Source organism: Bradyrhizobium sp. IC4060, assembly GCF_020193715.1.
GTDB lineage: Bacteria > Pseudomonadota > Alphaproteobacteria > Rhizobiales > Xanthobacteraceae > Bradyrhizobium > Bradyrhizobium yuanmingense.
In genome coordinates this window covers 610,643-633,764 of record NZ_JADYVJ010000002.1, presented here as the reverse complement: position 1 = coordinate 633,764, position 23,122 = coordinate 610,643, and the positions used below count along the sequence as shown (strand labels likewise).

General features: G+C 66.0%; 25 protein-coding genes. 13 read left to right on the top strand and 12 right to left on the bottom strand.

Annotated elements, in window-relative coordinates; all coding sequences use genetic code 11:
- Positions 1 to 29 precede the first annotated feature (29 nt).
- Positions 30 to 1,343 (bottom strand): HlyD family secretion protein, encoded by a 1,314-nt coding sequence (locus I6F16_RS09835; protein WP_225155361.1) that lies wholly within the window; start codon positions 1,341 to 1,343, stop codon positions 30 to 32.
- Between the two features lie 191 nt (positions 1,344 to 1,534).
- On the opposite strand from I6F16_RS09835, the gene I6F16_RS09830 reads away from it, so the two are divergent.
- Both I6F16_RS09830 and I6F16_RS09825 read left to right on the top strand, forming a co-directional pair.
- Positions 1,535 to 2,170: a TetR/AcrR family transcriptional regulator gene (locus I6F16_RS09830; protein ID WP_036003459.1), complete on the top strand. Its 636-nt coding sequence runs from the start codon at positions 1,535 to 1,537 to the stop codon at positions 2,168 to 2,170.
- Between the two features lie 41 nt (positions 2,171 to 2,211).
- Positions 2,212 to 2,553, top strand: a complete 342-nt coding sequence (locus tag I6F16_RS09825; RefSeq protein ID WP_225173651.1) for a DUF6665 family protein — start codon at positions 2,212 to 2,214, stop codon at positions 2,551 to 2,553.
- Between the two features lie 18 nt (positions 2,554 to 2,571).
- Here the strand turns inward: I6F16_RS09825 and I6F16_RS09820 are convergent, their stop codons facing one another.
- Both I6F16_RS09820 and I6F16_RS09815 read right to left on the bottom strand, forming a co-directional pair.
- Positions 2,572 to 3,153 (bottom strand): histidine phosphatase family protein, encoded by a 582-nt coding sequence (locus I6F16_RS09820; RefSeq protein ID WP_225173650.1) that lies wholly within the window; start codon positions 3,151 to 3,153, stop codon positions 2,572 to 2,574.
- 100 nt (positions 3,154 to 3,253) lie between these two features.
- Positions 3,254 to 4,471 carry an extensin family protein gene (locus I6F16_RS09815; protein ID WP_225128352.1) on the bottom strand — a complete coding sequence of 406 codons (1,218 nt, stop codon included), beginning with the start codon at positions 4,469 to 4,471 and terminating at the stop codon, positions 3,254 to 3,256.
- A 97-nt stretch (positions 4,472 to 4,568) separates the two neighbouring features.
- On the opposite strand from I6F16_RS09815, the gene I6F16_RS09810 reads away from it, so the two are divergent.
- Entirely contained in the window at positions 4,569 to 4,742 is a 174-nt protein-coding gene (locus I6F16_RS09810; protein ID WP_225173649.1) for a hypothetical protein, read from the top strand.
- A 196-nt stretch (positions 4,743 to 4,938) separates the two neighbouring features.
- Here I6F16_RS09810 and I6F16_RS09805 read toward each other — a convergent pair whose 3' ends face one another.
- Together I6F16_RS09805 and I6F16_RS09800 are read right to left on the bottom strand one after the other, a co-directional pair.
- Positions 4,939 to 5,460, bottom strand: coding sequence for a DUF2147 domain-containing protein (locus tag I6F16_RS09805; RefSeq protein WP_225173648.1), 522 nt, complete (start codon positions 5,458 to 5,460; stop codon positions 4,939 to 4,941).
- Positions 5,411 to 5,833, bottom strand: coding sequence for a hypothetical protein (locus I6F16_RS09800; protein ID WP_225173647.1), 423 nt, complete (start codon positions 5,831 to 5,833; stop codon positions 5,411 to 5,413). Before I6F16_RS09800 ends, I6F16_RS09805 begins: the two co-directional genes overlap by 50 nt.
- Positions 5,834 to 6,028: 195 nt before the next feature.
- Between I6F16_RS09800 and I6F16_RS09795 the strand changes: the two genes are divergently transcribed.
- The gene (locus tag I6F16_RS09795) at positions 6,029 to 6,805 is read left to right on the top strand and encodes a DUF2147 domain-containing protein (protein ID WP_225173646.1); all 777 of its coding nucleotides are present in this window, start codon (positions 6,029 to 6,031) and stop codon (positions 6,803 to 6,805) included.
- 273 nt (positions 6,806 to 7,078) lie between these two features.
- Positions 7,079 to 8,401: a FecR domain-containing protein gene (locus tag I6F16_RS09790; protein ID WP_225173724.1), complete on the top strand. Its 1,323-nt coding sequence runs from the start codon at positions 7,079 to 7,081 to the stop codon at positions 8,399 to 8,401.
- Between the two features lie 185 nt (positions 8,402 to 8,586).
- On the opposite strand, the gene I6F16_RS09785 is transcribed toward I6F16_RS09790, so the two are convergent.
- Together I6F16_RS09785 and asd are read right to left on the bottom strand one after the other, a co-directional pair.
- Positions 8,587 to 9,168: an NUDIX hydrolase gene (locus tag I6F16_RS09785; RefSeq protein WP_036028428.1), complete on the bottom strand. Its 582-nt coding sequence runs from the start codon at positions 9,166 to 9,168 to the stop codon at positions 8,587 to 8,589.
- A 68-nt stretch (positions 9,169 to 9,236) separates the two neighbouring features.
- The gene (gene asd / locus I6F16_RS09780) at positions 9,237 to 10,100 is read right to left on the bottom strand and encodes an archaetidylserine decarboxylase (protein ID WP_036003438.1); all 864 of its coding nucleotides are present in this window, start codon (positions 10,098 to 10,100) and stop codon (positions 9,237 to 9,239) included.
- Between the two features lie 35 nt (positions 10,101 to 10,135).
- Here asd and I6F16_RS09775 point away from each other — a divergent pair, with 35 nt between their 5' ends.
- On the top strand, positions 10,136 to 11,800 hold the full coding sequence (locus tag I6F16_RS09775; protein WP_225173645.1) for an aminotransferase class III-fold pyridoxal phosphate-dependent enzyme: 1,665 nt from the start codon (positions 10,136 to 10,138) through the stop codon (positions 11,798 to 11,800).
- 306 nt (positions 11,801 to 12,106) lie between these two features.
- Here the strand turns inward: I6F16_RS09775 and I6F16_RS09770 are convergent, their stop codons facing one another.
- The 3 genes from I6F16_RS09770 to I6F16_RS09760 form a co-directional block, all read right to left on the bottom strand.
- Positions 12,107 to 12,766, bottom strand: coding sequence for a membrane protein (locus tag I6F16_RS09770; protein WP_025034507.1), 660 nt, complete (start codon positions 12,764 to 12,766; stop codon positions 12,107 to 12,109).
- A gap of 122 nt (positions 12,767 to 12,888) precedes the next feature.
- Entirely contained in the window at positions 12,889 to 13,578 is a 690-nt protein-coding gene (locus I6F16_RS09765; RefSeq protein ID WP_036003432.1) for a methyltransferase domain-containing protein, read from the bottom strand.
- Between the two features lie 33 nt (positions 13,579 to 13,611).
- The gene (locus I6F16_RS09760; protein WP_057026948.1) at positions 13,612 to 14,664 is read right to left on the bottom strand and encodes a glycosyltransferase family 1 protein; all 1,053 of its coding nucleotides are present in this window, start codon (positions 14,662 to 14,664) and stop codon (positions 13,612 to 13,614) included.
- Between the two features lie 272 nt (positions 14,665 to 14,936).
- On the opposite strand from I6F16_RS09760, the gene I6F16_RS09755 reads away from it, so the two are divergent.
- The 3 genes from I6F16_RS09755 (at position 14,937) to I6F16_RS09745 (ending at position 16,717) form a co-directional block, all read left to right on the top strand.
- Positions 14,937 to 15,662 (top strand): L,D-transpeptidase, encoded by a 726-nt coding sequence (locus I6F16_RS09755; RefSeq protein ID WP_109144693.1) that lies wholly within the window; start codon positions 14,937 to 14,939, stop codon positions 15,660 to 15,662.
- A gap of 97 nt (positions 15,663 to 15,759) precedes the next feature.
- Positions 15,760 to 16,194, top strand: a complete 435-nt coding sequence (locus tag I6F16_RS09750) for a c-type cytochrome (RefSeq protein WP_225173644.1) — start codon at positions 15,760 to 15,762, stop codon at positions 16,192 to 16,194.
- Positions 16,195 to 16,378: 184 nt separating this feature from the next.
- Entirely contained in the window at positions 16,379 to 16,717 is a 339-nt protein-coding gene (locus tag I6F16_RS09745; protein WP_225173643.1) for a GIY-YIG nuclease family protein, read from the top strand.
- A gap of 89 nt (positions 16,718 to 16,806) precedes the next feature.
- Here I6F16_RS09745 and I6F16_RS09740 read toward each other — a convergent pair whose 3' ends face one another.
- The gene (locus I6F16_RS09740; protein ID WP_225173642.1) at positions 16,807 to 17,094 is read right to left on the bottom strand and encodes a hypothetical protein; all 288 of its coding nucleotides are present in this window, start codon (positions 17,092 to 17,094) and stop codon (positions 16,807 to 16,809) included.
- Positions 17,091 to 17,885 (bottom strand): thioredoxin family protein, encoded by a 795-nt coding sequence (locus tag I6F16_RS09735; RefSeq protein WP_225173641.1) that lies wholly within the window; start codon positions 17,883 to 17,885, stop codon positions 17,091 to 17,093. Before I6F16_RS09735 ends, I6F16_RS09740 begins: the two co-directional genes overlap by 4 nt.
- A gap of 90 nt (positions 17,886 to 17,975) precedes the next feature.
- On the opposite strand from I6F16_RS09735, the gene I6F16_RS09730 reads away from it, so the two are divergent.
- The 4 genes from I6F16_RS09730 to I6F16_RS09715 all read left to right on the top strand — a co-directional run bounded on the left by I6F16_RS09730 (position 17,976) and on the right by I6F16_RS09715 (position 23,114).
- Positions 17,976 to 19,196 (top strand): helix-turn-helix domain-containing protein, encoded by a 1,221-nt coding sequence (locus I6F16_RS09730; RefSeq protein WP_225173640.1) that lies wholly within the window; start codon positions 17,976 to 17,978, stop codon positions 19,194 to 19,196.
- 29 nt (positions 19,197 to 19,225) lie between these two features.
- A complete protein-coding gene (locus I6F16_RS09725) occupies positions 19,226 to 19,864 on the top strand; it encodes a glutaminyl-peptide cyclotransferase (RefSeq protein ID WP_225173639.1) in 639 nt (212 codons plus the stop codon).
- 241 nt (positions 19,865 to 20,105) lie between these two features.
- Positions 20,106 to 21,674 carry a DUF4403 family protein gene (locus tag I6F16_RS09720; RefSeq protein ID WP_225173638.1) on the top strand — a complete coding sequence of 523 codons (1,569 nt, stop codon included), beginning with the start codon at positions 20,106 to 20,108 and terminating at the stop codon, positions 21,672 to 21,674.
- 330 nt (positions 21,675 to 22,004) lie between these two features.
- On the top strand, positions 22,005 to 23,114 hold the full coding sequence (locus tag I6F16_RS09715; RefSeq protein ID WP_225173637.1) for an ABC transporter ATP-binding protein: 1,110 nt from the start codon (positions 22,005 to 22,007) through the stop codon (positions 23,112 to 23,114).
- Positions 23,115 to 23,122: the final 8 nt, after the last annotated feature.

Below are 23,122 nucleotides of genomic sequence, written 5' to 3'. Positions count from 1 at the left end.
GGGCAGCAGCGCGGCTCATGTCATCGTCCCTACTGCGGATGGACCGCGGTGGGATGGTCGAGGTCGACCTCGCTGTCGGCGTCGGCGGCGCCCTTGTTGGTGTCGACGGTGGCGTAGACCGACATGCCGGCGCGGAGCAGGTTCTGCTTCGCCACCGATTTGGGCACGCGAATGCGGACCGGCACGCGCTGCACGATCTTGGTGAAATTGCCGGTGGCGTTGTCAGGCGGCAGCAGCGTGAATACCGAACCCGCGCCGGCCGCGATGCTGTCGACCACGCCGGAAAACTTGCGCATGCCATAGGCATCGACCTTGATCGTCACCGGCTGTCCCGGGCGGATGCGCTTGAGCTGCGTCTCCTTGAAATTCGCGTCGATATAGACCTCGTCCAGCGGCACGATGTTGCCGAGGCGCTGGCCGACCGCGACGAAGTCGCCGGTGTTGACCAGGCGGTTCGAGAACGTGCCGTTGACCGGCGCGCGCACCGCGGTGAAGCCGAGGTCGCGCTCGGCCTTGGCCAGCGTGGTCTTGAGCTCGGCAAGCTGGGCCTGCGCTTCGGCCTGCTGCGCCCTGGCGACGTCGACATTGCTGACGGCAACCTCAAAGGCGGCCTTTGCAGCCTTGACCGCGGCGGCGCCCTGGTCGCGTCCGGCCTCCGAGCTTTCGAAGGTGGCGCGCGAGGCAAAGCCCTTGCTGCTCAGCGCCTGCTGGCGCTCGTAATCGAGGTCGGCGCGCTTGAGGCCCGCTTCCGCGGAGACGAGCTGCGCCTTGGCCTGGGCGACCTGGCTGTCGAGTGCGGCGACCTGGCGGCCGATGCGATCGATGGTGGTCTGCTGGGTCGCGATCTTGGTCGCGGCGGCTTGGACCGCGATCCTGTAATCGCCGTCGTCGATGCGGAAGATGATGTCGCCGGCCTGGACGGGCGTGTTGTCGCCGGCGAGGATCGCGGAGATATGGCCGGCAACGCGCGCGCCGAGCATGGTGTTGTTGGCGCGGACATAGGCATCGTCGGTCGAGATGTAGAAGCGGCCGACCAGCGTGTAATAGCCGGCATAGCCCGCAACGGCGAACGCGAGCGCGAGGCCGAGGCCGGTCAGGACGAATTTGCGCTTGCCGGATTTGGGCGCAGCGGCGGCGGGCGCTTCCGCCCCGGGTGCCGGCGGCTTGTCGGTCACCGGACTCTCCGGCGCCTCGCGGGTCGGACGCTTCGCCTCCTCGGCGACATGAGGGCGCAGTTGCTCGGCAGGGAGTGCGGATGCCTCGGAGCCAGGATCGCCGCCCGCCTGGCCCTCCACCGCTTCCTGGCGAAGGACGCGAGCCGTCTGGTCTCTCGATGCGGCCATCCAGGCCTCCCCACAAACGCAACCGAGGGCGCCCGCTGTTGCGGGCGGTCTCCTCGCTACATCTCAAATACCATTGACCGAACGGTTCGGTCAATATAGAGATTATGTCCTGCAGACCTTAATGCCGCGAATCCTTCGTTGGCGTTTCATGGCCCTGATCCGAACCAAAAAGCTTCCGAGACCCTAAACCAATGGTTGTAGCTGCCGGCGAACAATTGCACATCGTCCCGGACGAGGACAATTCCAAGCGCCGCCAGATTCTGGACGGCGCCCGCAAGGTGTTCATGGATCTTGGCTTCGACGGCGCCAGCATGGGCGAGATCGCCCGCGCCGCGCAGGTCTCCAAGGGCACGCTCTACGTCTATTTCGCCGACAAATTCGCGCTGTTCGAAGCCATCGTCGAACAGGAGGCGCTCCAGCATGGCCAGGTCGTGTTCAGTTTCGATCCCGAGCGCGAGGCCGAGACCACGCTGAAGGAGTTCGGCCTCGCCTATCTTCACCTGGTCTGCCGCCCCGGTGGCGGATCGGCGATCCGCACCGTGATGGCGATCGCCGAGCGCATGCCGGATGTCGGCCGCCGTTACTATGCGCGCGTGCTGGACAAGAGCATCAACCGCCTCTCCGACTATCTCAAGGCCCGCGTCGCCTCGGGCGATCTCGCGATCGACGATTGCGATCTCGCCGCCTCGCAGTTCATGGAACTCAGCAAGGCCTCGCTGTTCCTGCCCTTCGTGTTCCAGGCGGCGCCCGCGCCGTCGGAACAGCGCATGAGTGCGGTGGTCGAGAGCGCAACGCGGATGTTCCTGGCGGCGTATAAGGCGAAGTAGCCGCGCGTTGCGCCTGTGGGCCGGGCGGCTATATTGCGGCCATGTCTCGTGATCTTCGCCCGCCGGTCGACATCCTCCACTACGAGATCGTCCAGGAACAGGCTTCCGCGCTTGGACGGATGGGCCGCGCCCTCGAACAGAGCCTGTCGCGCTTGCGCGAGTTCGACGCCGCCCACGCAGCGACCGATGTGCCGGAAGCGATGCAACCGGTCAGGCGCAAGCTGGTGCTGGAAGCTGGCCAGGCGCTTTGGATGTTCGTGGTGCAACGCGAGGCGTCCGGCTTACGCGACAGCCGCCACATCATGCGCACCTACAACGTCCCGGGTGAGGTGCAGCGCTGCATGGGATTGGCACCGGCGCCGCGGAAGCCGGCTGCGGGGTGAACTCCGGCTCCGCTGAGCTCAAGTCCCGACTTCTTCCATTGCGCGCCACCCGTGCAGGACGCGCCGCCCCTCCCGCGCGAACGCAAAGCAGTTGCCGCCGCCGGCGGGCTGATCGTGGATGCGGGCGATGGGATGGCCCGCAATGTGGCAGAACAGCAGCGTGCCGACTGCGCCGTGGCCGACGAACAGGACGTCGCCGGGACGATGTCGCGCCAGCACCGCCTCAGCCTCGCGCACGATCCGCGCCTGTGCATCCGCGGCACGCTCCCAGCCGCGCACGCTGAGATGAGGCGCGGCGAAGAACTGGTCGGCGACGGCTTCGAACTCGGCCGGCTTCAGGAAGCCGGTCGCCGAACGGTCGTTCTCGTGCATGGCCTCGCGGATCTCGATCATCAGTCCGAGACGAGCGGCAATGATCTCGGCGGTCTCGATCGCCTTCCGCTCGCCGCTGGCGACGATCTGCGTCGTGCTTGCAAGCCAGCCTGCATTCGCCAAGGCTTCGGTGCGCGCGCGACCCACCGGGCTCAGGCCCCATTGCGGCACCGGCACATCGGGATCGATTTGCACCTGCGGGTGGGTGAGATAGCGGACGATAGACATTGCCTTTGACGCGATCGTAGCCCGCATGGAGCGAAGCGGAATGCGGGGACAGTTTTTCCCGGATTGCGCTTCGCTCCATCCGGGCTACTGGCAAATCGGGCTATTCGTCGATGTACTCGTCGTCTTCCCGCTTGTGCATCGTGCTCTTGCGAGCACCGAGCGAACCGGTCACCGACGGCTCGCGCCCGCTCGCATAGGGTCTGCGCGATTGCGCGCGCGAGGCGACCTCTTCGCCCGACACCGCGGCCGGCTGGCAGATCAGGCGGCGGCTGGCGCGGCGCATGAGATCGACATGGATGTGATCGTAGTGAAAGACGTTGGAGCCCGGCGCCAGCACGGTCGTGAAGTGCGCGCAGGCCCCAGCCTGCACGTCGCGCAGGAAGCCCTGCTCTTCCGGCATGCCGCGCCAGCCGTCCTTGATGGTGATGCGGCGGCCGTCGGCGAGCACGAAGGCGGAAATGTCGAGGGCGTTGCCGAAGGCGTGCTCCGAAATATGGGCCCGCGAATTGCCGTTCATCCCGCGGCAGGAATAGGCGGAGATCTGCTTGATCTCGGCGACGCGCACGCCGAACCAGCGCATCGCCGACGGCTGCACCGTGTCGGCGAGCCAGCGGTCGAGCTCGGACACGATCGGACAGGCGAGCGTCGCGGTCGGCTTGATCGCGACGGGACCGACGCTCGTGACGGGATTACCCTGCGCAGGACCAAGACGCGGCAGCGGCTGCTGCGCCGGCGCCTGCGAGTAAGGCGCCGGACGAGCCGGATAGCTCGGTGTGTTCATGTAGCGCGCCGCCCCCGCGGCATCGGTGCCCTCCGGCGGCAGATCGATCTCGTCCTCCTGCGCGGCCACGCCGGGTGCGTTGAGCGACATCGGCCCGGACGACGTGCCGTAGCCGGCGGGCTGGCGCACCGCGCTCTCGGGATAGTTCGAGCGCTGCGGATAGGACGATGCCGGATAGGACGATGTTGGATAGCCTTGGCTCTGCGGATAATTCGACTGTGGCTGCACCGGCCAACGCGGCTGGTTGCCGATGCTGCCGGGCGGGCGCAGCGCCTCGTCGGCAAAGCCATAGGTGCCGGAGGCTTCGCCGATGGCGGCGACCTTGAGCGGAAACTCGGCGCCGCAGCTGCCAGGCCCGGAGATCGGGTCGATGCGGACGATGTCCGCACTTTCCTTGACTGCGCCCGATTTCAGGCATGCGGCTTCTGCCTCGGCCCGCCAGGGTTCGCGTTCGGCCTGGAAGAAGCCGCGACCGCAACCCGCTAGCGAAACAAGGACGATGGAGCCGACGAGATACAAACGAACTCCGCGCGTCATGCACGCACGTTCGATGAATTTACTTAAAGACTCTTCAACGTGTTGATTTCAGCCTTCCTTAACCATGACGGCGGCACTCGCGCGGAGGCCACCGCAGATGAGCGACAGCAAGACTGACTTTTTCGGTGAGAGACTCTCTGTTAACCATGACGGCCGCGGCAATGCGCGCGACCAGCGGAGCGACCTCATGACGTTCGCCGGCAGACTGAGCGTTATCACCGCCTACCTCGCCATGGCCTTCGTCGGCGCCATCGTGCTCGGGATGATTTAGACTCAAAGCACACAGTGACTCTCTTCCTTTCTCCCCTTGTGGGAGAAGGTGGCGCGCGAAAGCGCGACGGATGAGGGGTTCTATCCTCGCGGCACAGTGCTTGGAGACAACCCCTCACCCAAGTGAATTCGTGTCGACCAGCGGAGCTGCCCTCTCCCACAAGGGGCGAGGGCACAACAATGCGCATCGCCGCGAGCTACGACCGCGCGCTCCATTGAGGTGACGTCGTGATCAGCTCCTCCCGTGGCGCATCGACTCGCGTCCAGTCGTTGCCGGAGCACCAGCGGCCGAGCGCGCAGGCTTCGACGTGCAGCTTGCCGGAGACCTTCAGCTTCATCCTCGCGTAGTAGGTGTTGCCGCTGGAGCGGCTGTAAATGCTGCCGGCCCAGACATCACGCTTCCTCGGCTTCATGTTGACGAGCACGCTCTCGCCGCGGCTCGACGCTTCACTGAGCGCGTAACCGCACAACGCAGCTCCACAGCGCTCGATGCGGACCGTGCCCTTGGCACCTAGGCTCTCCCATTCGCCGAGCAGTGCGTGGCCCGGGTCAGTGCTGATCTGCGCCACCGCTGCGGTCTGATTAATCTCGGTGCTCGGAACGATGACCGGCGGCTCGATGCGCGGCGGTTCGAGCGCGGCGGTCTTCGGCTGATCGGTGCGCTCCAGATCAACCCGCGGCGGACCGGGCCTCAACGTCTCCAGTCTCGAAATCTCCAAGCTTGGCGCCGGCGGCGGTGCAACGGGCTGCGACGTCGCCGCGGCAAGCACGGGAGGCGCCGGTGCCGGCACCACCACAGCCGCTTGGGGCGGCTTGACCGCTGCCGTCGGACAAGCCGGCTGCGGCGCCTGGACCATCAGCGTGGGCGCCGGCTGCGGCTCGTGCCATGCCGACATCGTCCGTCGACCTGAGGCTGCGCCTGGAAGCCACCGTGATACAGGACGCAGATCGGCAATTGCGCGGCGCCTCGACATGGAACCGGTTGCCGCCGATCGAGAACGTGTAGGCGCCGGCCTGCGCCGTCGGCGCGATCGCCAGCAACGCGATCGATGTGGCAAGACAGGTGGCAAGCCAGGTTGCAAGCCGCTGCATCTGCGTTTCCCTCGGTGTCGCGACGACGTTACGCAGCGCAGGCGAGGCTGAATGTGCGCTGCATCACCCAGGCGTTGTTCGCTCGTTGTGACGCCCATCACAGAACGCCCGACCGCCGCGGCTTAGGGTCGAACCACGCTTCATTCACCAGCGACACCAGTCCATATCGGGACCGCGCTATTTTCGGAGGTTGTCATGAACAAGCTCTCCATCGCCGCCACCGCCCTCTTCCTGGCTTCGACCGCCGCCGCGCATGCCGGCAATTCGATCTCGTTCCAGATCGAGGGCCAGCACATCCGCATCGAGACGCCGCGCAACTGCGCTTCGCTCAATTGCGTGACCATCGTCGCGCCGGGCCTGTCGGACAAGCCGATCAAGCTGAACAACATCAACCTCAAGGGTCTTGGCGGCTCCAAGGACGATGACGACGACACCACGCCGGCTCCGGCGCCCACGACGGCGCAACCCACGCCGGCTCCCGTGCAGCAGCAGCCCGTGCCGCAAGCGACTGCGCCGGCAGCGCCAGCCGCGCCCGCTGCCCCAGCCGCGACCGCTGCCGCCGCTCCTTCTGTCGGCTTCGACAGCTCGCAGCCTGCTCCTGTTGCTGCGCCTGCCCCTGTTGCCGCCCCCGCTCCCGTCGCCGCGGCTCCCGCGCCGGCTCCGGTGGCTGCCGCGCCCGTGGCCGCAGCGAACTCGCCGATCGGCATCTGGGCGACCGAAGAGAACAAGGGCAATGTCCGCGTCGAGCAGTGTGGCGCCAATCTCTGCGGCTATGCCGAGAAGACCAATGAGCGCATCCTGATCAACATGAAGCCCGAAGGATCGAAGTGGAGCGGCCGCATTCGCGATCCCAACTCCGGCCGCAACTACGACTCCACGATCTCGATGAAAGGTCCGAATACGATGCGCGTGCAAGGCTGCGCCTTCGGCGGCATGTTCTGCGGCGGCCAGACCTGGAAGCGCGTGAGCTGACCCGCGGAGCGCATCGCGAAAAGTAGACAACTCTTCGTCATGCCCGGGCTTGTCCCGGGCATCCACGTTCTTCGTACCGCAATCAAGACGTGGATGGCCGTGCCTTCGCCGCGCCGTAGCGGCTTCGTCCGTGCAGGCGGGACAAGCCCGGCCATGACGGAAGGATAGCTAGCCCCTGCCCCGACGACAGACGTTCATCCACCATTCAGCCACACCCCGTTGAAATCGCCCGATCTCGCCTCACGCTCTCACCGGGACTCCTTCGTGACATCAATGCTGGCTTGGCGCCGCCTCGTATTCGCGCTCGCCCTGCTGGCCTTGCCGCTGGCAGGCGCTGGTGTAGCGTGCGCATCCGAGACGATCGAGTTCGCACAGGCGCAACCGCAAGCCCAGCCAACGCCCGCGCCTTCGCCGACGCCGACGGCGACGCCGGCACCGTCTGCAGACGCACAGCCCCCCGCCGTCGAGCCGATCGGCAACGTCGCGACCGTGACGGGGATCGCGACCGTGATCCGCGACAAGAATTCCTATCCGCTGCGCGTGCGCGACGATATCTATCTCAACGACATCGTGCAGACCTCGTCGAACTCCGCGCTCGGCATCACCTTCAACGACGCCACCACGTTCAACCTCTCGGCCAGCGCGAAGATCACCATCGACAATTACGTCTATGACGACGGCGGCAAGCAGAATTCGGCGATCTTCGACGTCGGCAAGGGCACGGTTGCCTTCGTGGCGGCCGCGGTGGCGAAGACGGGCGACATGAAGATCACGACGCCGACGGCAACGCTCGGCATCCGCGGCACCACCGGGGTCGTCGACGTGCCCGAAGGGGCGGCGGCGAACCGGGCGCGCAACGTCAACATCAAGCTCTATCCCGACGCCGACGGCCGGGTCGGCCACATCGATGTCGAGGAACGCGCGAGCGGCGCGCGGCTCGGCGCGCTGACGCAAGCCGCGAGCGGCTTTGCGATCCGAGCGGGCGCAGCCACGGCTGGCGGCATGCGCTTTGCTGCCGTGCCGATCATAATTCCCGCGCAGCAGATCGCGCGCGACCGCGGCTTCGTCGGCCAGGTGCATCTGGCGCAGACTGCGGGCCGGCAGATCGTCATCGAGCAGCGCGACTTCCGTCGCGCCAATCCGGCTGCGCTCAGCCGCATTCCGCGGCCGGCACAACCGCCGCAGCAGCAACAATTGCGGCCGACGACAACCCCAGGCCGGCAGCCGCAACGACCGAACGTCCAGCCGCGACAGGACAATCGTCCGGGTCAGCAGCAGCCGGGCACGCCGAGCCGGCAGGGACTACAGCAAGGCATGCAGCCGCAAGGTGCCGGCCGTCCACGCGTACCGCAGACCCTGCCGCAGCGTGGTGGACAGATTCAGCCCGGAGGAATCGTGCCGCCGCAACCGGGCGGGACACAGCAAACAGGTCCGCAGCAGCCATTGCCGCGCACAGGATTGCAACCGGGCCAGCCTCCGGCTCAACAACCAGGTATGCAGCGCCCCGGCGGCTTGCAGCCACGCCTCCCCGCCGCGCAACGTCCCGCAGCGCCGCACAGACCCGCGCCCGCTCCGAAGGAGAAGGAGCGGCGGTAGTCTTCCTTCTCCCCTTGCGGGAGAAGGTGGCGCGAAGCGCCGGATGAGGGGTTCTCTCGACTCGCAAGACCGTTCGTGAGGATAGAGACCCCTCACCCGTCTCGCCGCTATTGCGGCGAGCCACCCTCTCCCACAAGGGGAGAGGGTGCACCTTCAATGCCGCACTGAAATTGCGCGTAAGTAACTCACGCTTCGCCGCGCAGCCAAGCCTTCACCTTCCGCAACAGGCCGTGCCGCAATTCATCGACGGAAGCTGCTTCCGCTTGTGTCAGCGTCTGCAAAGATGCATGGATGTCGTCTTTCGCCAACGGCGACACCGGCTCGGAAACCTGCTCCGGGGCGAACAGAGGCGCCAGCCCTGCCGCCGCGAGCGCGATCGGTCCGATCTGAGTCAGGAAGACGCGTTCGTATTCGCGCGACAGACGGGCGATCGCGTCGTCCAGCGTCAGCCAGTCGACCGCCTTGATGTCGTTCATCAGCTTGCGGACCGGCCCGCCGTCGGCCTCCATCCGCCAGTAATGCACGACCTTGGAGCGCCCGCCGGACTGATAGACCAGCGTGCCCAGAAATTCGTGCACGGCCACGTCGTGGCCGGTCTCCTCCAACACCTCGCGGTGCGCGGCTTCCCTCGGCGTCTCGCCGTCGTCGAGCTTGCCCTTGGGCAGGACCCATTCGTTGCGCTTGCGCTGACGCACGACTGCAACCAGCGGCACCGGCGCGCGCCGCAACACAATACCACCCGCCGCCATGACCGGCGCCCGCGCCATCGTCACATCCGTATCGATCGAATCGTCCCCGCCCGACGATATAGGCGGCGGGGGCGGCGGATTGAAGGCTACTTTCTCCTGAGCAGCGCTTGACCGGCGCGAATGCGCGTGCCCTCGGCAATGCCGTCGCAGAACGAGAAATCGCCGGGCGCGAGGATGATGATGGTCGAGCCGTGCTCGAACCAGCCGAGCTCCTCGCCTTTGCTCACGTTGACGTCGCAGGGAAAATTGACCGGGCCGCGCGTCTGCGCGTTCAGCACCATGTCGAGGAAGTGCAGGCGGATGCTCGCGACCAGAATCGCCGCCACCGGCACCAGCGTCACGGCTTCGCCGGTCGACAAATGCGTGCGGATCACCGCGCGCTCGTTCTTGCAGAACAGACGCTCGACGCGCTTGAGCGCGATCGGGTTGACGTTCCAGACGTCACCGTGGATCAGCGTGACCCGCTCGATGTGCGCGTCATAAGGCGCATGGAAGCGGTGATACATGCTCGACGTCAGCCGCAGCGTAACGAAAGAGCCGTTGCGGTGCTGCTCGACCAGCGCGGAATCGCCGACGAGATCGAGCAGCGAATAGGGCGCGCCCTTGACTTGGAACAGTTCGGTGTCCGCGATTTTCCCGTGAGCGCCGACGATGCCGTCCGAAGGGCTCGCCACCACCGCAGGATCGGGATCGAACGGCCGCAGGCCCGGCTTCAGCTCCCGGGTGAAGCAGTCGTGCAGGCTGCTGAACTGCGTCTTGCGCGCCTCCGACAGATCGAGGTCGGAGAACAGCTTCCACAGCGCGATCGAGAAATCCCGCACCAGGGGATTCTCGATCTTGGAGAACCAGCCCATGAAGCGGGTCAGGGCCGCGCGCGGGATGCGGTTGGTCAACAGGAAGTTGAGGTCTTCCTGCTGGGTGAAAGAGGCGATGAGGGCTTTGACTGTCATGAATCTGTCAGCTCGCAGGTTTAGCGCTTGTTGTCATGGAAACGACACTCCCGATTCTCTCGATGTCCGTGGCCGCCGCAGCATCTGCTGCTGCCGTCCTCCCGAAGATCAAGGCACGGGTCGAGCTCTCCCGCGCCAAGCACCGCTCGCTCGCAGGGCACTCCAAGATGTCGCGCCGGGTGGCGCGGCTGCTGCCGTTCTACGAGTTCGAAGGTGATCAATACTTCGCCTGCGACGGCGCGCCGGCGAACATCGCCGCGCAGCGCAAGGACGCCTTCTTCCGTCTCGCCAGGCTTTACGCCGAGCGCTACCCCAAGGGTCGCGCGATGACGAAGGAGGCCGCGGAGACGATCTCCGATCTCAACTTCACCGAAAGCTACCGCGTGCCGTTCCAGTTCTCGCGTCTCGTCCGCGAGCATCTGGGCACGTCGACCTTCATGGAATCCTCGCGCGGCGTCACCGTCACCGACGTTGACGGCAACACTGCTTACGACCTCACAGGATCCTACGGCGTCAACATCTTCGGCAACGACTTCTACAAGGAGTGCATCGAGGGCGCCGAGAAGCGCGCGCATGCGCTCGGCCCCGTGCTCGGCCCCTACCATCCCGTCATCCTCGAGAATGTGCAGCGGCTTTGCCAGATCTCTGGCCTCGACGAGGTCTCGTTCCACATGTCCGGCACCGAGGCCGTGATGCAGGCGGTGCGGCTGGCGCGCTACCACACCAAGCGCACGCACCTGGTTCGTTTCGCCGGCGCCTATCACGGCTGGTGGGGCGACGTGCAGCCCGGCGTCGGCAATCCCATTCCTGCGCATGAGACCTACACCCTCGCCGAAATGTCGGAGAAGACGCTGCATGTCCTGCGCACGCGCAAGGACATCGCCTGCGTGCTGGTCAACCCGCTGCAGGGGCTGCATCCCAACGCCAACGCGCCCGGCGATTCCTCGCTGGTCGATTCCTCGCGCGGAGGCCATTTCGATCGCGCGGCTTACACCGAATGGCTGAAGAAGTTGCGCGAGGTCTGCGACCAGCGCGGCATCGTCCTGATCTTCGACGAGGTCTTCGTCGGCTTCCGCCTCGCTGCCGGCGGTGCCCAGGAGTATTTCGGCGTGCGCGCCGACATGGTGACCTACGGCAAGAGCCTCGCCGGCGGCCTGCCGGTCGGCGTGGTCTGCGGCAAGCGCGAATTGATGCGGCGCTTCCGCGACGACCGCCCCGCCGACATCTGCTTCGCCCGCGGCACCTTCAACTCGCACCCCTACGTCATGACGGCGATGGACGAGTTCTTGAGCCGCCTCGCCAGCCCGAACTTCCGCGGCGTTTATGATGGGCTGGAGGAGACCTGGAACGGGCGCGTGAAGAAGCTCAACCAGATGATGCAGGATGCCGACCTGCCGGTGCGCTTCGCCAACTTCTCCTCGATCTGGACGGTGAAATACACCACGCCGTCCCGCTACAATTGGATGCTGCAATATTACCTGCGCGCCGAGGGCCTGGCGTTGAGCTGGGTCGGCACCGGCCGGCTGATCTTCAGCCTGAACTACACCGACGCCGATTTCACCGAAGTCGCCGACCGCTTCGTCCGCGCCACGCAGAAGATGAAGGCCGACGGCTTCTGGTGGCACGACGGCTCGCTCACCAACAAGCAGATCAAGCGGCAGATCCTGAAGGAGATGCTGGCCAAGCGCTTCGGCCGCTGAGGCTTTCTGACACTTGGCCCCGATCACCGCTCGCCCTTCTCCCTCGCCCCGCTTGCGGGGAGAGGGTCGGGGTGAGGGGGACTCTCCGCGCGTGCGGTGAGCGTTGACGCACGACAATCTGGCAGCACCCCCGCGGATAGCCCCCCTCACCCGAATTTGCGCTCCGCGCAAATTCGACCTCTCCCCGCACGCGGGGAGAGGTGAAGGAAGCACCGCGTTCGCAGCCCCGAACACGTGGATGCCCGGCACAAGGCCGGGCATGACGTAGCCATCAGACATCGGAGCGTGTCGCGTGCGCCGCGCGCTTCAAGCGTGCTGCTCTTCGAGCACGGGCTCGTCGATGAAGCCCAGCGTGTGCTCGGGATTGAGGTGCAGGCCGGGATCCATCAGCTCGCCGCGCATCAGGGCGAGCGGAGCACCGCGATAGAGCATCAAATCGTGGAACGGATCGGTCAGGATCTTGGTCATCCAGACGAGGCCGGTCTCGACGTCGCGGATGAAGAACAGATGCACGGTGCGGAACAGCAGGCCGCCGCCGCCGACCACGAGCCAGATCTTCGCCACCTGCCGCATGAAGTCGGTCGCGCTCTGCCAGGGCGTGAAGATGCCGAACAGGGTGGGGTCGACGACCAGCACCAGCGGCGACAGCGCCCAGATCGCCATCAGCACCACCTTGCGCTGCAAATTGTAGCCGACCTTGATCTCTTCCTTGTACTCGTGCGTCGCCTGGTTGATGTGGTCGTAGGTGTGCGGCTCGAAGAAGAAGTGACCAGCCTGGCGCGAGGTCATCGACACCAGCCAGCCGACCAGCGCCGAGACGACGGGATCGATGAACAGCCAGACATAGGCAAAGAGGAAGCTCAGCGCGCTGACGAAGTGCAGGCTCTGATTGATGCGGCTGTGGTGATAGTAGCGATGGTCGTCCCAGCGCTGGATCCGCAGCTGCTCGAGATAGTTCTTGATCATGCTCATCCCCAAAATGCTTTCGGGTTCAGGATTTACAGAGATTCGATGTAGACCGTGTGACATCATCATTTTGTCATGTGACGATGTGCAGCGGCGCGATGACGCACGAAAGACGCGTAAGCTCACGCCGCCTTGGCGACGTCGACCTTGCGGAAGCGCACCAGCGAGAAGTGTCCCAGCGGCGGAATCAAGCGGCGCTCGGCAAGCTCGATGCCGTGCGCGCCGGCGAGCCATTTGGCGTAGCGCGACCAGGCGAACTCGGCGGTGCGGAAGCCGAGCGGACGCACCACCGGCTGCAGCTTCTGCTCGATGAAGCGGCGCATGCCGGTGTCGGCGCTGACGCGGGTGAGGATGATCAATTCGCCGCCCGGACGCAGCACGCGGGCGAATTCGTCGAGCGCCTTCTCCGGGTTCGGCACGGCGGTGACGACGTATTGCGCCATCACGACGTCGAAGGAATTATCGGGGAATTCGAGCTTCTCGGCGTCCATCACCGCGAGGCCCTCGACGTTCTTCAGCTTCTGCTCCGTCACGCGGCGGCGCGCCTTGTCCAGCATCGCTTCCGAGATGTCGGTGCCGAAGATGCGCAGGTTCGGCGCGTAGAGCGGCAGCGAGATGCCGGTGCCGACGCCGACCTCGAGCACGCGGCCGCCGATCTTGTTGGTGGCCGCGATCGCGGCCTGCCGGCCCTTGGCGAACACGCCGCCGAACACGAGATCGTAGACCGGCGCCCAGCGGTCATAGGCCTGCTCGACCGTGCCGCGCGTGAGGTCGAGCTGCTGGGTGCCGTCAAGGTTCATGATCTTAGCCATCGATGAGGTTCTCGCTGTGGTTCGAATAAACGGTCAGCCGCGCACCGGCCGCCGCGCCATGCGAGGCGAGGCGCGCAAGGAGCGGCTGGGCTGCAGTGAGGTGAGGTTGCCGACGAACTGGCGCGCGCTGTTCTCCCAGGAGCGCTCCAGCGCGAAGTTGCGGCAGGTCTCGCGTGACATCGTGAGCGCGCGCAGGCAGGCGGTGCGCAGATCGTGGTCGATCGCGCCGATCGGGTGATCGGCAATGACGTCCTTCGGGCCCGTGACCGGAAACGCCGCAACCGGCGTGCCGCAGGCGAGCGCCTCGAGCTGCACCACGCCGAAGGTGTCGGTCAGGCTCGGAAACACGAATACGTCGGCCGCGGCGAGATGCGCGGTGAGATCCGCCCCCTTCTTCTCGCCGAGGAAGACTGCGTCCGGATATTTCTTCTCCAGCGCCGCCTTCTGCGGGCCGTCGCCGACCACGACCTTGGTGCCGGGCAGGTCGAGCGAGAGGAACGCTTCGAGATTCTTCTCCACCGCCACGCGCCCCATCGTCATGAAGATCGGGCGCGGCAGGTCGAGCTGTGCCGGAGCGTCGGGATGAAACAGCCCGGTGTCGACGCCGCGCGTCCAGAAGCCGAGCCGCTTGAAGCCGCGCTCGGACAGCTCCTGCCGCAGCGAGGGCGTCGCAACCATGGTCATGGCGGCGGCATCGTGGAAGTGGCGCAGCACCGCATAGCCGACGCCCGCCGGGATGCCGGTCCGCACCGAGACGTATTCCGGAAAACGCGTCGTGTAGGAGGTGGTGAAGGCGAGCCGGTTGCGGCGGCAATAGGCGCGCGCCGCCCAGCCGATCGGGCCCTCGGTCGCGATATGCAGCGCCTCCGGCGCGGCCTTCTCGATCCGCCGCGCGATCTCCTTCGCCGAAGGCAGCGCAAAGCGCAGGCCCGGATAGGTCGGCAGCGGCCAGGACGGAAAGCCGTCGGGGGTGAGGAAGTCGATCTCGACGTCGAGGGTCTTGGCCGCATTCGCCAGGGAGGTCAGGGTGCGGACCACACCGTTGACCTGGGGATGCCAGGCGTCCGTCGCGATTAATACCCGCATGGGAAAATCCCGAGAGTTTGATGATTCTCAGGCATCGACCATCAACGAAGGATATTTCAGGCGTGTGACGTCACAGAAGTGTCGGCGCGCTGTTTTGTTCGTTAACGAGCCGGCGGGCCACGAAACTGTCATGAAACAATTCTTGCCGCCGTGAAACCGTTTTCGGTTTTCCGCGCAAATGTCCCGAAACGTTTTGCCGTTAGGAATTCAGGCAACGGAGCGCCGCAACGGTGCCGCGGTGAGCAAAACACCGAGCAAACAGGGGCGATCACATGTTCAATCTGGACACGTTCAAGACGTTTTCGCGCGCCGTTGCACTCAGTGCCGTCGCGGTCTCCGCAATCACGTTCGCTGGCGCAGCCAAGGCCGCGCCGGTGCAGATCTTCCCGTTCTTCCAGCCGCTGCCGCCGATGACCGCGCCGCAGCCGCTGCAGCCGTATCAGCCGTCGTATCAGCCCTATCAGGCGCCGACCTACCAGACCGAGCCCGAGGATCAGGACGCGGTCGAGCTGCCGGCCCGCTTCCGCCGCCAGACCGTCTCTTACGCGACGCGCGAAGCGCCGGGCACGATCATCATCGATACGCCCAACACCTATCTCTATTACGTGCTCGGCAATGGCCAGGCGTTGCGCTACGGCATCGGCGTCGGCCGCGACGGCTTCACCTGGTCCGGAATCCAGTCGGTGAGCCGCAAGGCCGAGTGGCCGGCCTGGACGCCGCCGCCGGAAATGATCGCCCGCCAGCCCTATCTGCCGCGCCACATGGCCGGCGGCCCCGGCAATCCGCTTGGCGCGCGCGCCATGTATCTCGGCGGCACCATCTACCGTATCCACGGCACCAACGCCCCCGAAACGATCGGCAAGCGCGTGTCCTCCGGCTGCATCCGCATGACCAACGAGGACGTCACCGACCTCTATTCCCGCGTCAACGTCGGCACCAAAGTGATCGTGCTGCCGATGACCGAGCGCCGCGCAGACCTCGGCGCCGCGAGCCGCTGAAGCGACAGGACAACGTAACGCGAACGGCCCCGGAACCCACCGGGGCCGTTTTCGTTTGCCCTGACATCCCGTTGCGCCTGTTGCGGCGCAATCCCCGATGGAGGCGCAAATGCGACCACGAAGGCAACCCTCGTCAAGCCCATGGCTGCACGCCCTCGCCGGCGCCGGAGCACTGACGCTGCTCGTGTCCGCGCCCGCCTCGCTCGCGCAGCAACCCGCGCCTGACGACGCCGGCAAGCAGGCTTTCAACAATTCCTGCCGCACCTGCCATTCCATGAAGGAAGGCGACAATCGCCTCGGTCCCAATCTCAACAAGATCGTCGGACGCAAGGCCGGCTCGCTGCCGGACTACAATTACTCCTCGTCCATGAAAGAAGCCGGCTTCGCCTGGGACCAGGACAAGCTCACCCGCTTCATGGTCAAGCCGGACGAGGTCGTGTCCGGCCACAAGATGCAGCCCTATGGCGGCATCTCGAAGGACGAAGCGGGTAAGGTGGTTGCGTATCTGCAAGCGGCGGGCGGAACGCAATAGAAGGCGCCACCGTGGGGCAATTGGCTTGCGAGGTGCGGCCATCCTTCGAGACGCCCGCCTCCGGCGGGCTCCTCAGGATGAGGGCTGCGTGCGCGGCCTCATCCTTGCAGCAAGCCTGGAACGTCAGTTAGCCTCTTCCTGAGGAGACCGCGAAGCGGTCGTCTCGAAGGACGAGGCGTTCACGATGACAGACGGCGCATACCTCTACATTCTCCAATGCGCGGACGGCAGGTACTACATCGGCACGACCCGCACCGAGCTCGAGATCAGAGTCGCGCAGCACAACGCCGGCACGTTCGAGGGCTACACAAAGTCTCGTCGACCCGTCACTCTGGTCTTCTCTCAATGGTTCGATCGCATCACCGACGCAATCGAATGCGAGCGCAAGCTCAAGAAATGGAGCCGCGCGAAGAAGGAAGCGTTTATGCGCGGCGACTTCGCCAGGCTGCATGAGCTGGCAAAGCGAGGATCACATCATCCTTCGAGACGCCCGCCTCCGGCGGGCCCTCAGGATGAGGCCTGAGTGCGGGGCAGCTCTCTAGCCGCGGCTCCGATGTCGATTAGCCTCATCCTGAGGAGACCGCGGAGCGGTCGTCTCGAAGGACGAGGCGTTCACACCGGCGGCGCGCTTACCGGCTGACCGCGCCCCGCCATCAGCCTCAGCCACGCCGCGGCGTGGAACGCGCTCATCAAGAGATACATCGGCACCATCCCGCCGAGCAGAGAGCCCTGCCCGGCGCCGCACAGCATCTCCGCGGGCCCACCCCCGGGCAAAGCCGTCAGTACGGCCATGATGGCGAAGGTCGGCGTGGCCGCCAGCGCCAGCCATCTGGCGAGGTGGCGCGCGGTCGCGACGCCGTCGGGGCTGGCGCCGGGGACCGCGCTGACCGGACCGGTCATTTCCGCTCCCCCGCGGCCTCCTCGCGGAAGGCTTTCTCGCCGGCGTCCGAGATCTCCACCCATCGCTTGTCGGGCGCGGCGCCTTCGGTGTAGCTGTCGTGCCAATTCCACCATTTGTAGGTCGGGGTCTGGGGGTAACCTTCCGGCGAATCTTCCCACACCTCCTGGCGGCCGAGCGGGGTGATGTCGAGATAGTTCCAGGTCCCGCCCATCTGCTCGTCACCGCGGCTCTTGACGAAATAGGTGCGGAAGATGCGCGTCCCGTCGCGGTAGAACACATTCGTCCCGTGCCATTCGTCGACGCCGAAATCGGCATCGAAGCTGTCGGTGATGGTGACCCAAGGCATGATCCAGCCCATCCGCTGCTTCAGCCTGACGATGTCGGCTTGCGGCGCGCGCGAGGCGAACACCAGCGTGGTGTCGCGGGCATTCAAATGCGAGACATGGGCGACCTGGTCGGCCACCATGGAGCAGCCGCGGCAGGCCTGATCGGGCCAGCCGAACACGCCGGGCTCGAAGAAGGCGCGATAGACGATCAGCTGCCGCCGGCCCTGGAACAGGTCGTGCAGACTGAGCTTGCCGCCGGGCCCCTCGAACGCATAGGTTTTGTCGACAGCCATCCACGGCATGCGGCGCCGCTCGGCGGCCAGGGCGTCGCGGGCACGGGTATGCGCCTTCTCCTTTACGAGCAGCTGCAGACGGGCCTCCTCCCAGTCCTGCGGCGACACCACCGGTGGGGTCTGCATGGCGGTGTGTCCGTTGGTTCCTGCTTTTTCTGCTGATGTCATCATGACTCTCCAAAGCTTTTGCTCGACGTCCTGCCAACGATTTCTGGCACCAAGCGGTTGCGCGGTGGGAGTAACAAGTGTGGCGGGATTGACATGGAATCGCTGATCACTGCCGCTGCGCGCGCCTTAGAGGCCGGTGATCCGCTCGGCGCCCTGAACCGCGTCGCGCTGCGCAACGATGCGCCGTCGCTGGCGCTGCGCGGCATCGCAATGGCGCAGCTCGGCGATCTCGCCAAGGCCAAGTTGCTGCTGCGCACCGCCGCGCGCGCCTTCGGTCCGCGCGAGGCGGTGGCACGCGCAAGATGCCTGGTGGCCGAAGCCGAGATCGCGCTGGTCTCGCGCGATCTGAACTGGCCGGTGAAGACGCTCGCCGCGGCACGCGCGACGCTCGAACAGCACGGCGATCTCGTCAATGCCGCCCATGCGGGCCATGTCGAGGCGCGCCGCCTGCTTCTGGTCGGTCGCCTCGACGAGGCCGAGCGCACGCTCGCCGAAGTCCGTCCCGCCATGCTCCCGCCCGCGTCGCAGGTCGTCCGGGAGCTCGTGCTCGCCGGCATCGCCATCAGGCGGCTCAGAACGAACGACGCGCGCACGGCGCTCGGCCGCGCGGCTCACGCAGCGCGCCTTGCAGACATTCCGGCGCTCGTGGCCGAGGTCGACAGCGCGAGCCTGATCCTCGACACGCCGGCAGCGCGCCTGATCGCCCGCGGCAGCGAACATCCGCTGTTGCTGGGAGAGGTCGAACGTCTGGCGACCTCGACGGCGCTGGTCGTTGATACCTTTCATCACGTCGTGCGCAGGCAAGGCGTCGCGGTGTCGCTCGGAACGCGTCCCGTGCTGTTCGCGCTCGCGCGTCTCCTGGCCCAGGCATGGCCTGCGGATGTCTCGCGCGAGACGCTGATATCCGGCGCCTTTCAAGCCAGGCACGCCGACGAATCGCACCGCGCGCGCCTGCGCGTCGAGATCGGACGGCTCCGCACCAAGCTCGCACCGCTGGCCGACATCAGCGCGACGAAGCAGGGCTTCGTGCTGGCGCCGCGGAAGACGCGCGACGTCCTCGTGCTGGCGCGGCCCGTTGAGGAGAAGCACGCCGCCGTCCTCGCCTTTCTTACCGACGGCGAGCCATGGTCGAGCTCGGCGCTCGCGCTTGCGCTTCGCATCAGTCCGCGCACCGTGCAGCGCGCGCTCGAGGAGCTGGCGCGGTCGGGCAAGGTGCAGTCGTTCGGACACGGACGGGCGCGCCGCTGGATGACGCCGCCCGTTCCGGGTTTCCCGACAGGCTTGTTACTCCCCACGCCGCTCCTGAAGACGTAGGATGCGCGTTAAGCACAGGGAGCAAGCACATGAAACGTTCAGCCGCCGAGATCGTCACGGAGTATGGACCCTTTCCAGGCGTCGAGGCCGTGCATGGCGTCACCTATGACGGCACGCGCGTCTGGTTCGCTTCCGGCGACAAGTTGAACGCGCTCGATCCGGCCGACGGCAGGATCGACCGCTCCATCGACGTCGCCGCGCATGCCGGAACGGCGTTCGACGGACGACACCTGTTCCAGATCGCCGAGGACCGCATCCAGAAGATCGATGCGGCTTCGGGCAAGGTGCTCGGCACCATTCCGGCGCCGGGCGGCGGCGGCGATTCCGGCCTTGCCTGGGCCGAGGGTTCGCTCTGGGTCGGACAATATCGCGAGCGCAAGATCCATCAGATCGATCCCGAAACGGGCAAGATCCTCCGCACCATCGAGAGCAAGCGCTTCGTGACCGGGGTGACCTGGGTGGACGGCGAGCTCTGGCACGGCACCTGGGAGAACGAACAGAGCGATTTGCGTCGGATCGATCCGGAAACGGGACAAGTGATCGAGCAGATCGACATGCCCGCCGGCACGATCGTGTCGGGCCTGGAATCGGACGGCGGTGACCGTTTCTTCTGCGGCGGCGGCAATCGCGGCAAGGTGAGAGCGGTCCGGCGCCCGCGGCAAAGCTAGAGCACGATCCGGAAAAGTGCGAAGCGGTTTTCCGAAAAGATCATGCGCAAACAACAACCTAAAGCGCGATGACGATTCATCCTAATCGCATCGCGCGTTAGTCCTTGCGCCTGGCGTGACGGCACGCCGACGGCGCGTTCACAATCCGTAACCTGTTCGCCCCAATTCCACCCAACGGGTGCGCTCTAGCGCCCTCCTCGACCGCCCTGTAGAATCCCCGTCGGGGCGACTTGGGGGATTGATGCGTCTGACGTGGAATCTGAAGACTATCCTGATCGGTGTCGCGGTGCTCGCGGCGTCGTTCTTCATCAGCCTGAAGGCGATGGACTGGCTGGCGCCGCGCGCGACGAATTCGGCGCCGCCGGTCGCACAGCTGCCGCCGCTGCCGCCGGCCTCGAAGAGCTCCATCGTGATCGCGCCGGTCGCCATCGCGCTGTCGGCCATCCGCGAGCAGGCCGAGAAGGCCGCGCCGCGCAATTTCGCCGGCAAGGCCGACAACCCGATCTCGCAGATCCTGGAGAATGCCGATATCGGCTGGTCCGCCGTCCGGGGCCCGATGGCGGCAGCCGGCGACAAGGACGTGCTGACGATCTCGACCCCGCTCACCGGCAAGCTCAACGTGACCGGCTCGCTGTCGTCGAAAGCCACGGGCGCGCTTGGCGATGCGCTCGGCAGCGTGCTCGGCGGCGACGCCGCGAAGCGGATCGGCGCGGTCAACATCAAGAACCTGAACGCGAGCGCGGAGATCAAGGGCAACGTCGTCGTCACCTCGCGCCCGAAGCTCGCCGCCGCCTGGTATCTGGAGCCCAATCTCGGCGCCCAGGTCAATCTCGGCGACACCAACCTCAACGTCGCCGGCGCCAAGGTCAACGTGCCCGCGCAGGTCAAGCCGCTGATCGACAAGACCGTCGGCGAGCAGATCAACGCCGTCTCCGAGCGCATCCGCAACGATCCCAGCCTGCGCGAGAATGCCAAGGCGCAATGGATCAAGGCCTGCCGCTCGATCCCGCTGCAAGGATCCAGCGCCTCGGCGGCGCTGCCGCCGCTCTGGCTCGAGATGAAGCCGGTGCGCGCGATCGCGGCACAGCCGCGCGTCGATGCGCAGGCCGTGACCTTGCTGCTCGGCCTCGAAGCCGAGACACGCGTGACCTCGACGCCGACCAAGCCGGACTGCCCGTTTCCCGACAAGATCTCGATCGTGCCGCCGACCGGCACAGGCGTGAATATCGGCGTGCCGATCGACGTGCCTTTCACCGAGATCAACAAGCTGATCGCAGCGCAGATGGTCGGCCGCACCTATCCGGAGGACGGCTCCGGCCCGGTCGACGTCACCGTCAAGAGCGCCAACGTCATCCCGTCGGGTGACCAGCTGCTGATCTCACTTCTGGTGCGCGCCAAGGAGAAGAGGAGCTGGTTCGGCCTCGGCGCCGAGGCGAATGTGCACATCTGGGGCCGGCCGGTGCTCGACCAGGCGCAACAGACGCTGCGGCTCACCGACATCCAGCTCGCGGTGGAATCCGAGGCCGCGTTCGGCCTGTTGGGCGCCGCTGCACGCGCAGTCGTCCCGCAGATGCAGCAGGCGCTGCTGCAGAGGGCAACCCTGGATCTGAAGCCGATCGCCGCCAACGCCCGCGAGAAGATCGCCGCCGCGATCGCCGATTACCAGAAGAGCGAGGACGGCCTCAAGGTCGAGGCCAGGATCGACAGCCTCACTCTCGCCGACCTCGCCTTCGATTCCAAGACCCTGCGCGTGGTCGCGGAAGCCGGCGGCTCGCTGAACGTATTCGTGACGAAGCTGTCGGGGATGTAGCGCGTCCCTGCGCATCGCAGGGCCGTCGCATGTGAGAGCTCTTCCCTGCGGCCATCCTTCGAGACGCCCGCTTGGGCGGGCTCCTCAGGATGAGGGCGGAGTGCGCGGCAGCTGTTGCAACGAGCACGGACGCCGATGAGCCTCATCCTGAGGAGGCGCGCAAGCGCCGTCTCGAAGGACGAGGCGTGCGTGCAGGCGCCGCCACCCGTCAGAGGCGGTTGTCCCGCCACTCGCCGGACCCGCACAATTCCTCGTCGCTTGCGCCGCTGGCATTCTCGCTGCAGGATGCTAATCTCGCACGCGCATTGTAGGGGACAACGCGAGGACAACATGGAAGCCGGCATGGTCACGCCTGCGCCGGCGCTGGTGCGTTTTTCCGGCATTCAAAAGACCTATGATGGCGAGCATCTCGTGGTGAAGAACCTCGACCTCGACATCAGGAAGGGCGAATTCATCACCCTGCTCGGCCCGTCGGGATCGGGCAAGACGACCACGCTGATGATGCTGGCCGGCTTCGAGGTGCCGACCCATGGCGAGATCTACCTCAGCGAGCGGCCGATCAAGAACGTGCCGCCGCACAGGCGCGACATCGGCATGGTGTTCCAGAACTACGCGCTGTTTCCGCACCTGACGATCGCGGAAAACATCGCCTTCCCGCTCTCGGTTCGCAAGTCGAGCAAGGCGGAGACGCAAGAGCGCGTCAGCGCGGCGCTGCGCATGATCAAGATGGAAACTTTTGCGCACCGGCGGCCCGGGCAATTGTCCGGCGGTCAGCAGCAACGCGTGGCGCTGGCCCGCGCGCTGGTGTTCAATCCGCAGCTCGTGCTGATGGACGAGCCCCTGGGCGCACTGGACAAGCGGCTGCGGGAGCAGATGCAGCTGGAGATCAAGCAGCTGCACGAGACGATGGGCATCACGATCGTCTATGTCACCCACGACCAGAGCGAAGCGCTCACGATGTCGGACCGCATCGCCGTATTCAACGACGGCATCGTGCAACAGATCGACCGCCCCGACGCGCTGTATGAGCATCCCGTGAACAGCTTCGTCGCCCACTTCATCGGTGAGAACAATGTGCTCGCCGGCACCGTGGAAACCGTGGAGAGGGATTATTGCCGCGTCGCGCTGGCCGGTGGCGGCACAGTCGCCGCACGGGCGGTCAACGTGTCAGGCGCAGGCGCATCGACCTCTCTGTCGGTGCGGCCGGAGCGTGTCGCAATAATTCCCAATGGCAATTCCAGTGAGGGACCGAACCGGCTGCCGGCAAAAGTGCAGAACACCATCTATCTCGGCGACCACGCGCTGGCCGTGCTGGATGTGGCCGGCAACGCCGAGTTCATGGTCAAGCTTCAGCCGGGAGCGCATCACGGCCTAAGACCTGGCGAAAGCGTGTTCATCACCTTCCGCCCGGAAGACTGCCTCGCCCTCGATCCCGTCTGATCTGCCGG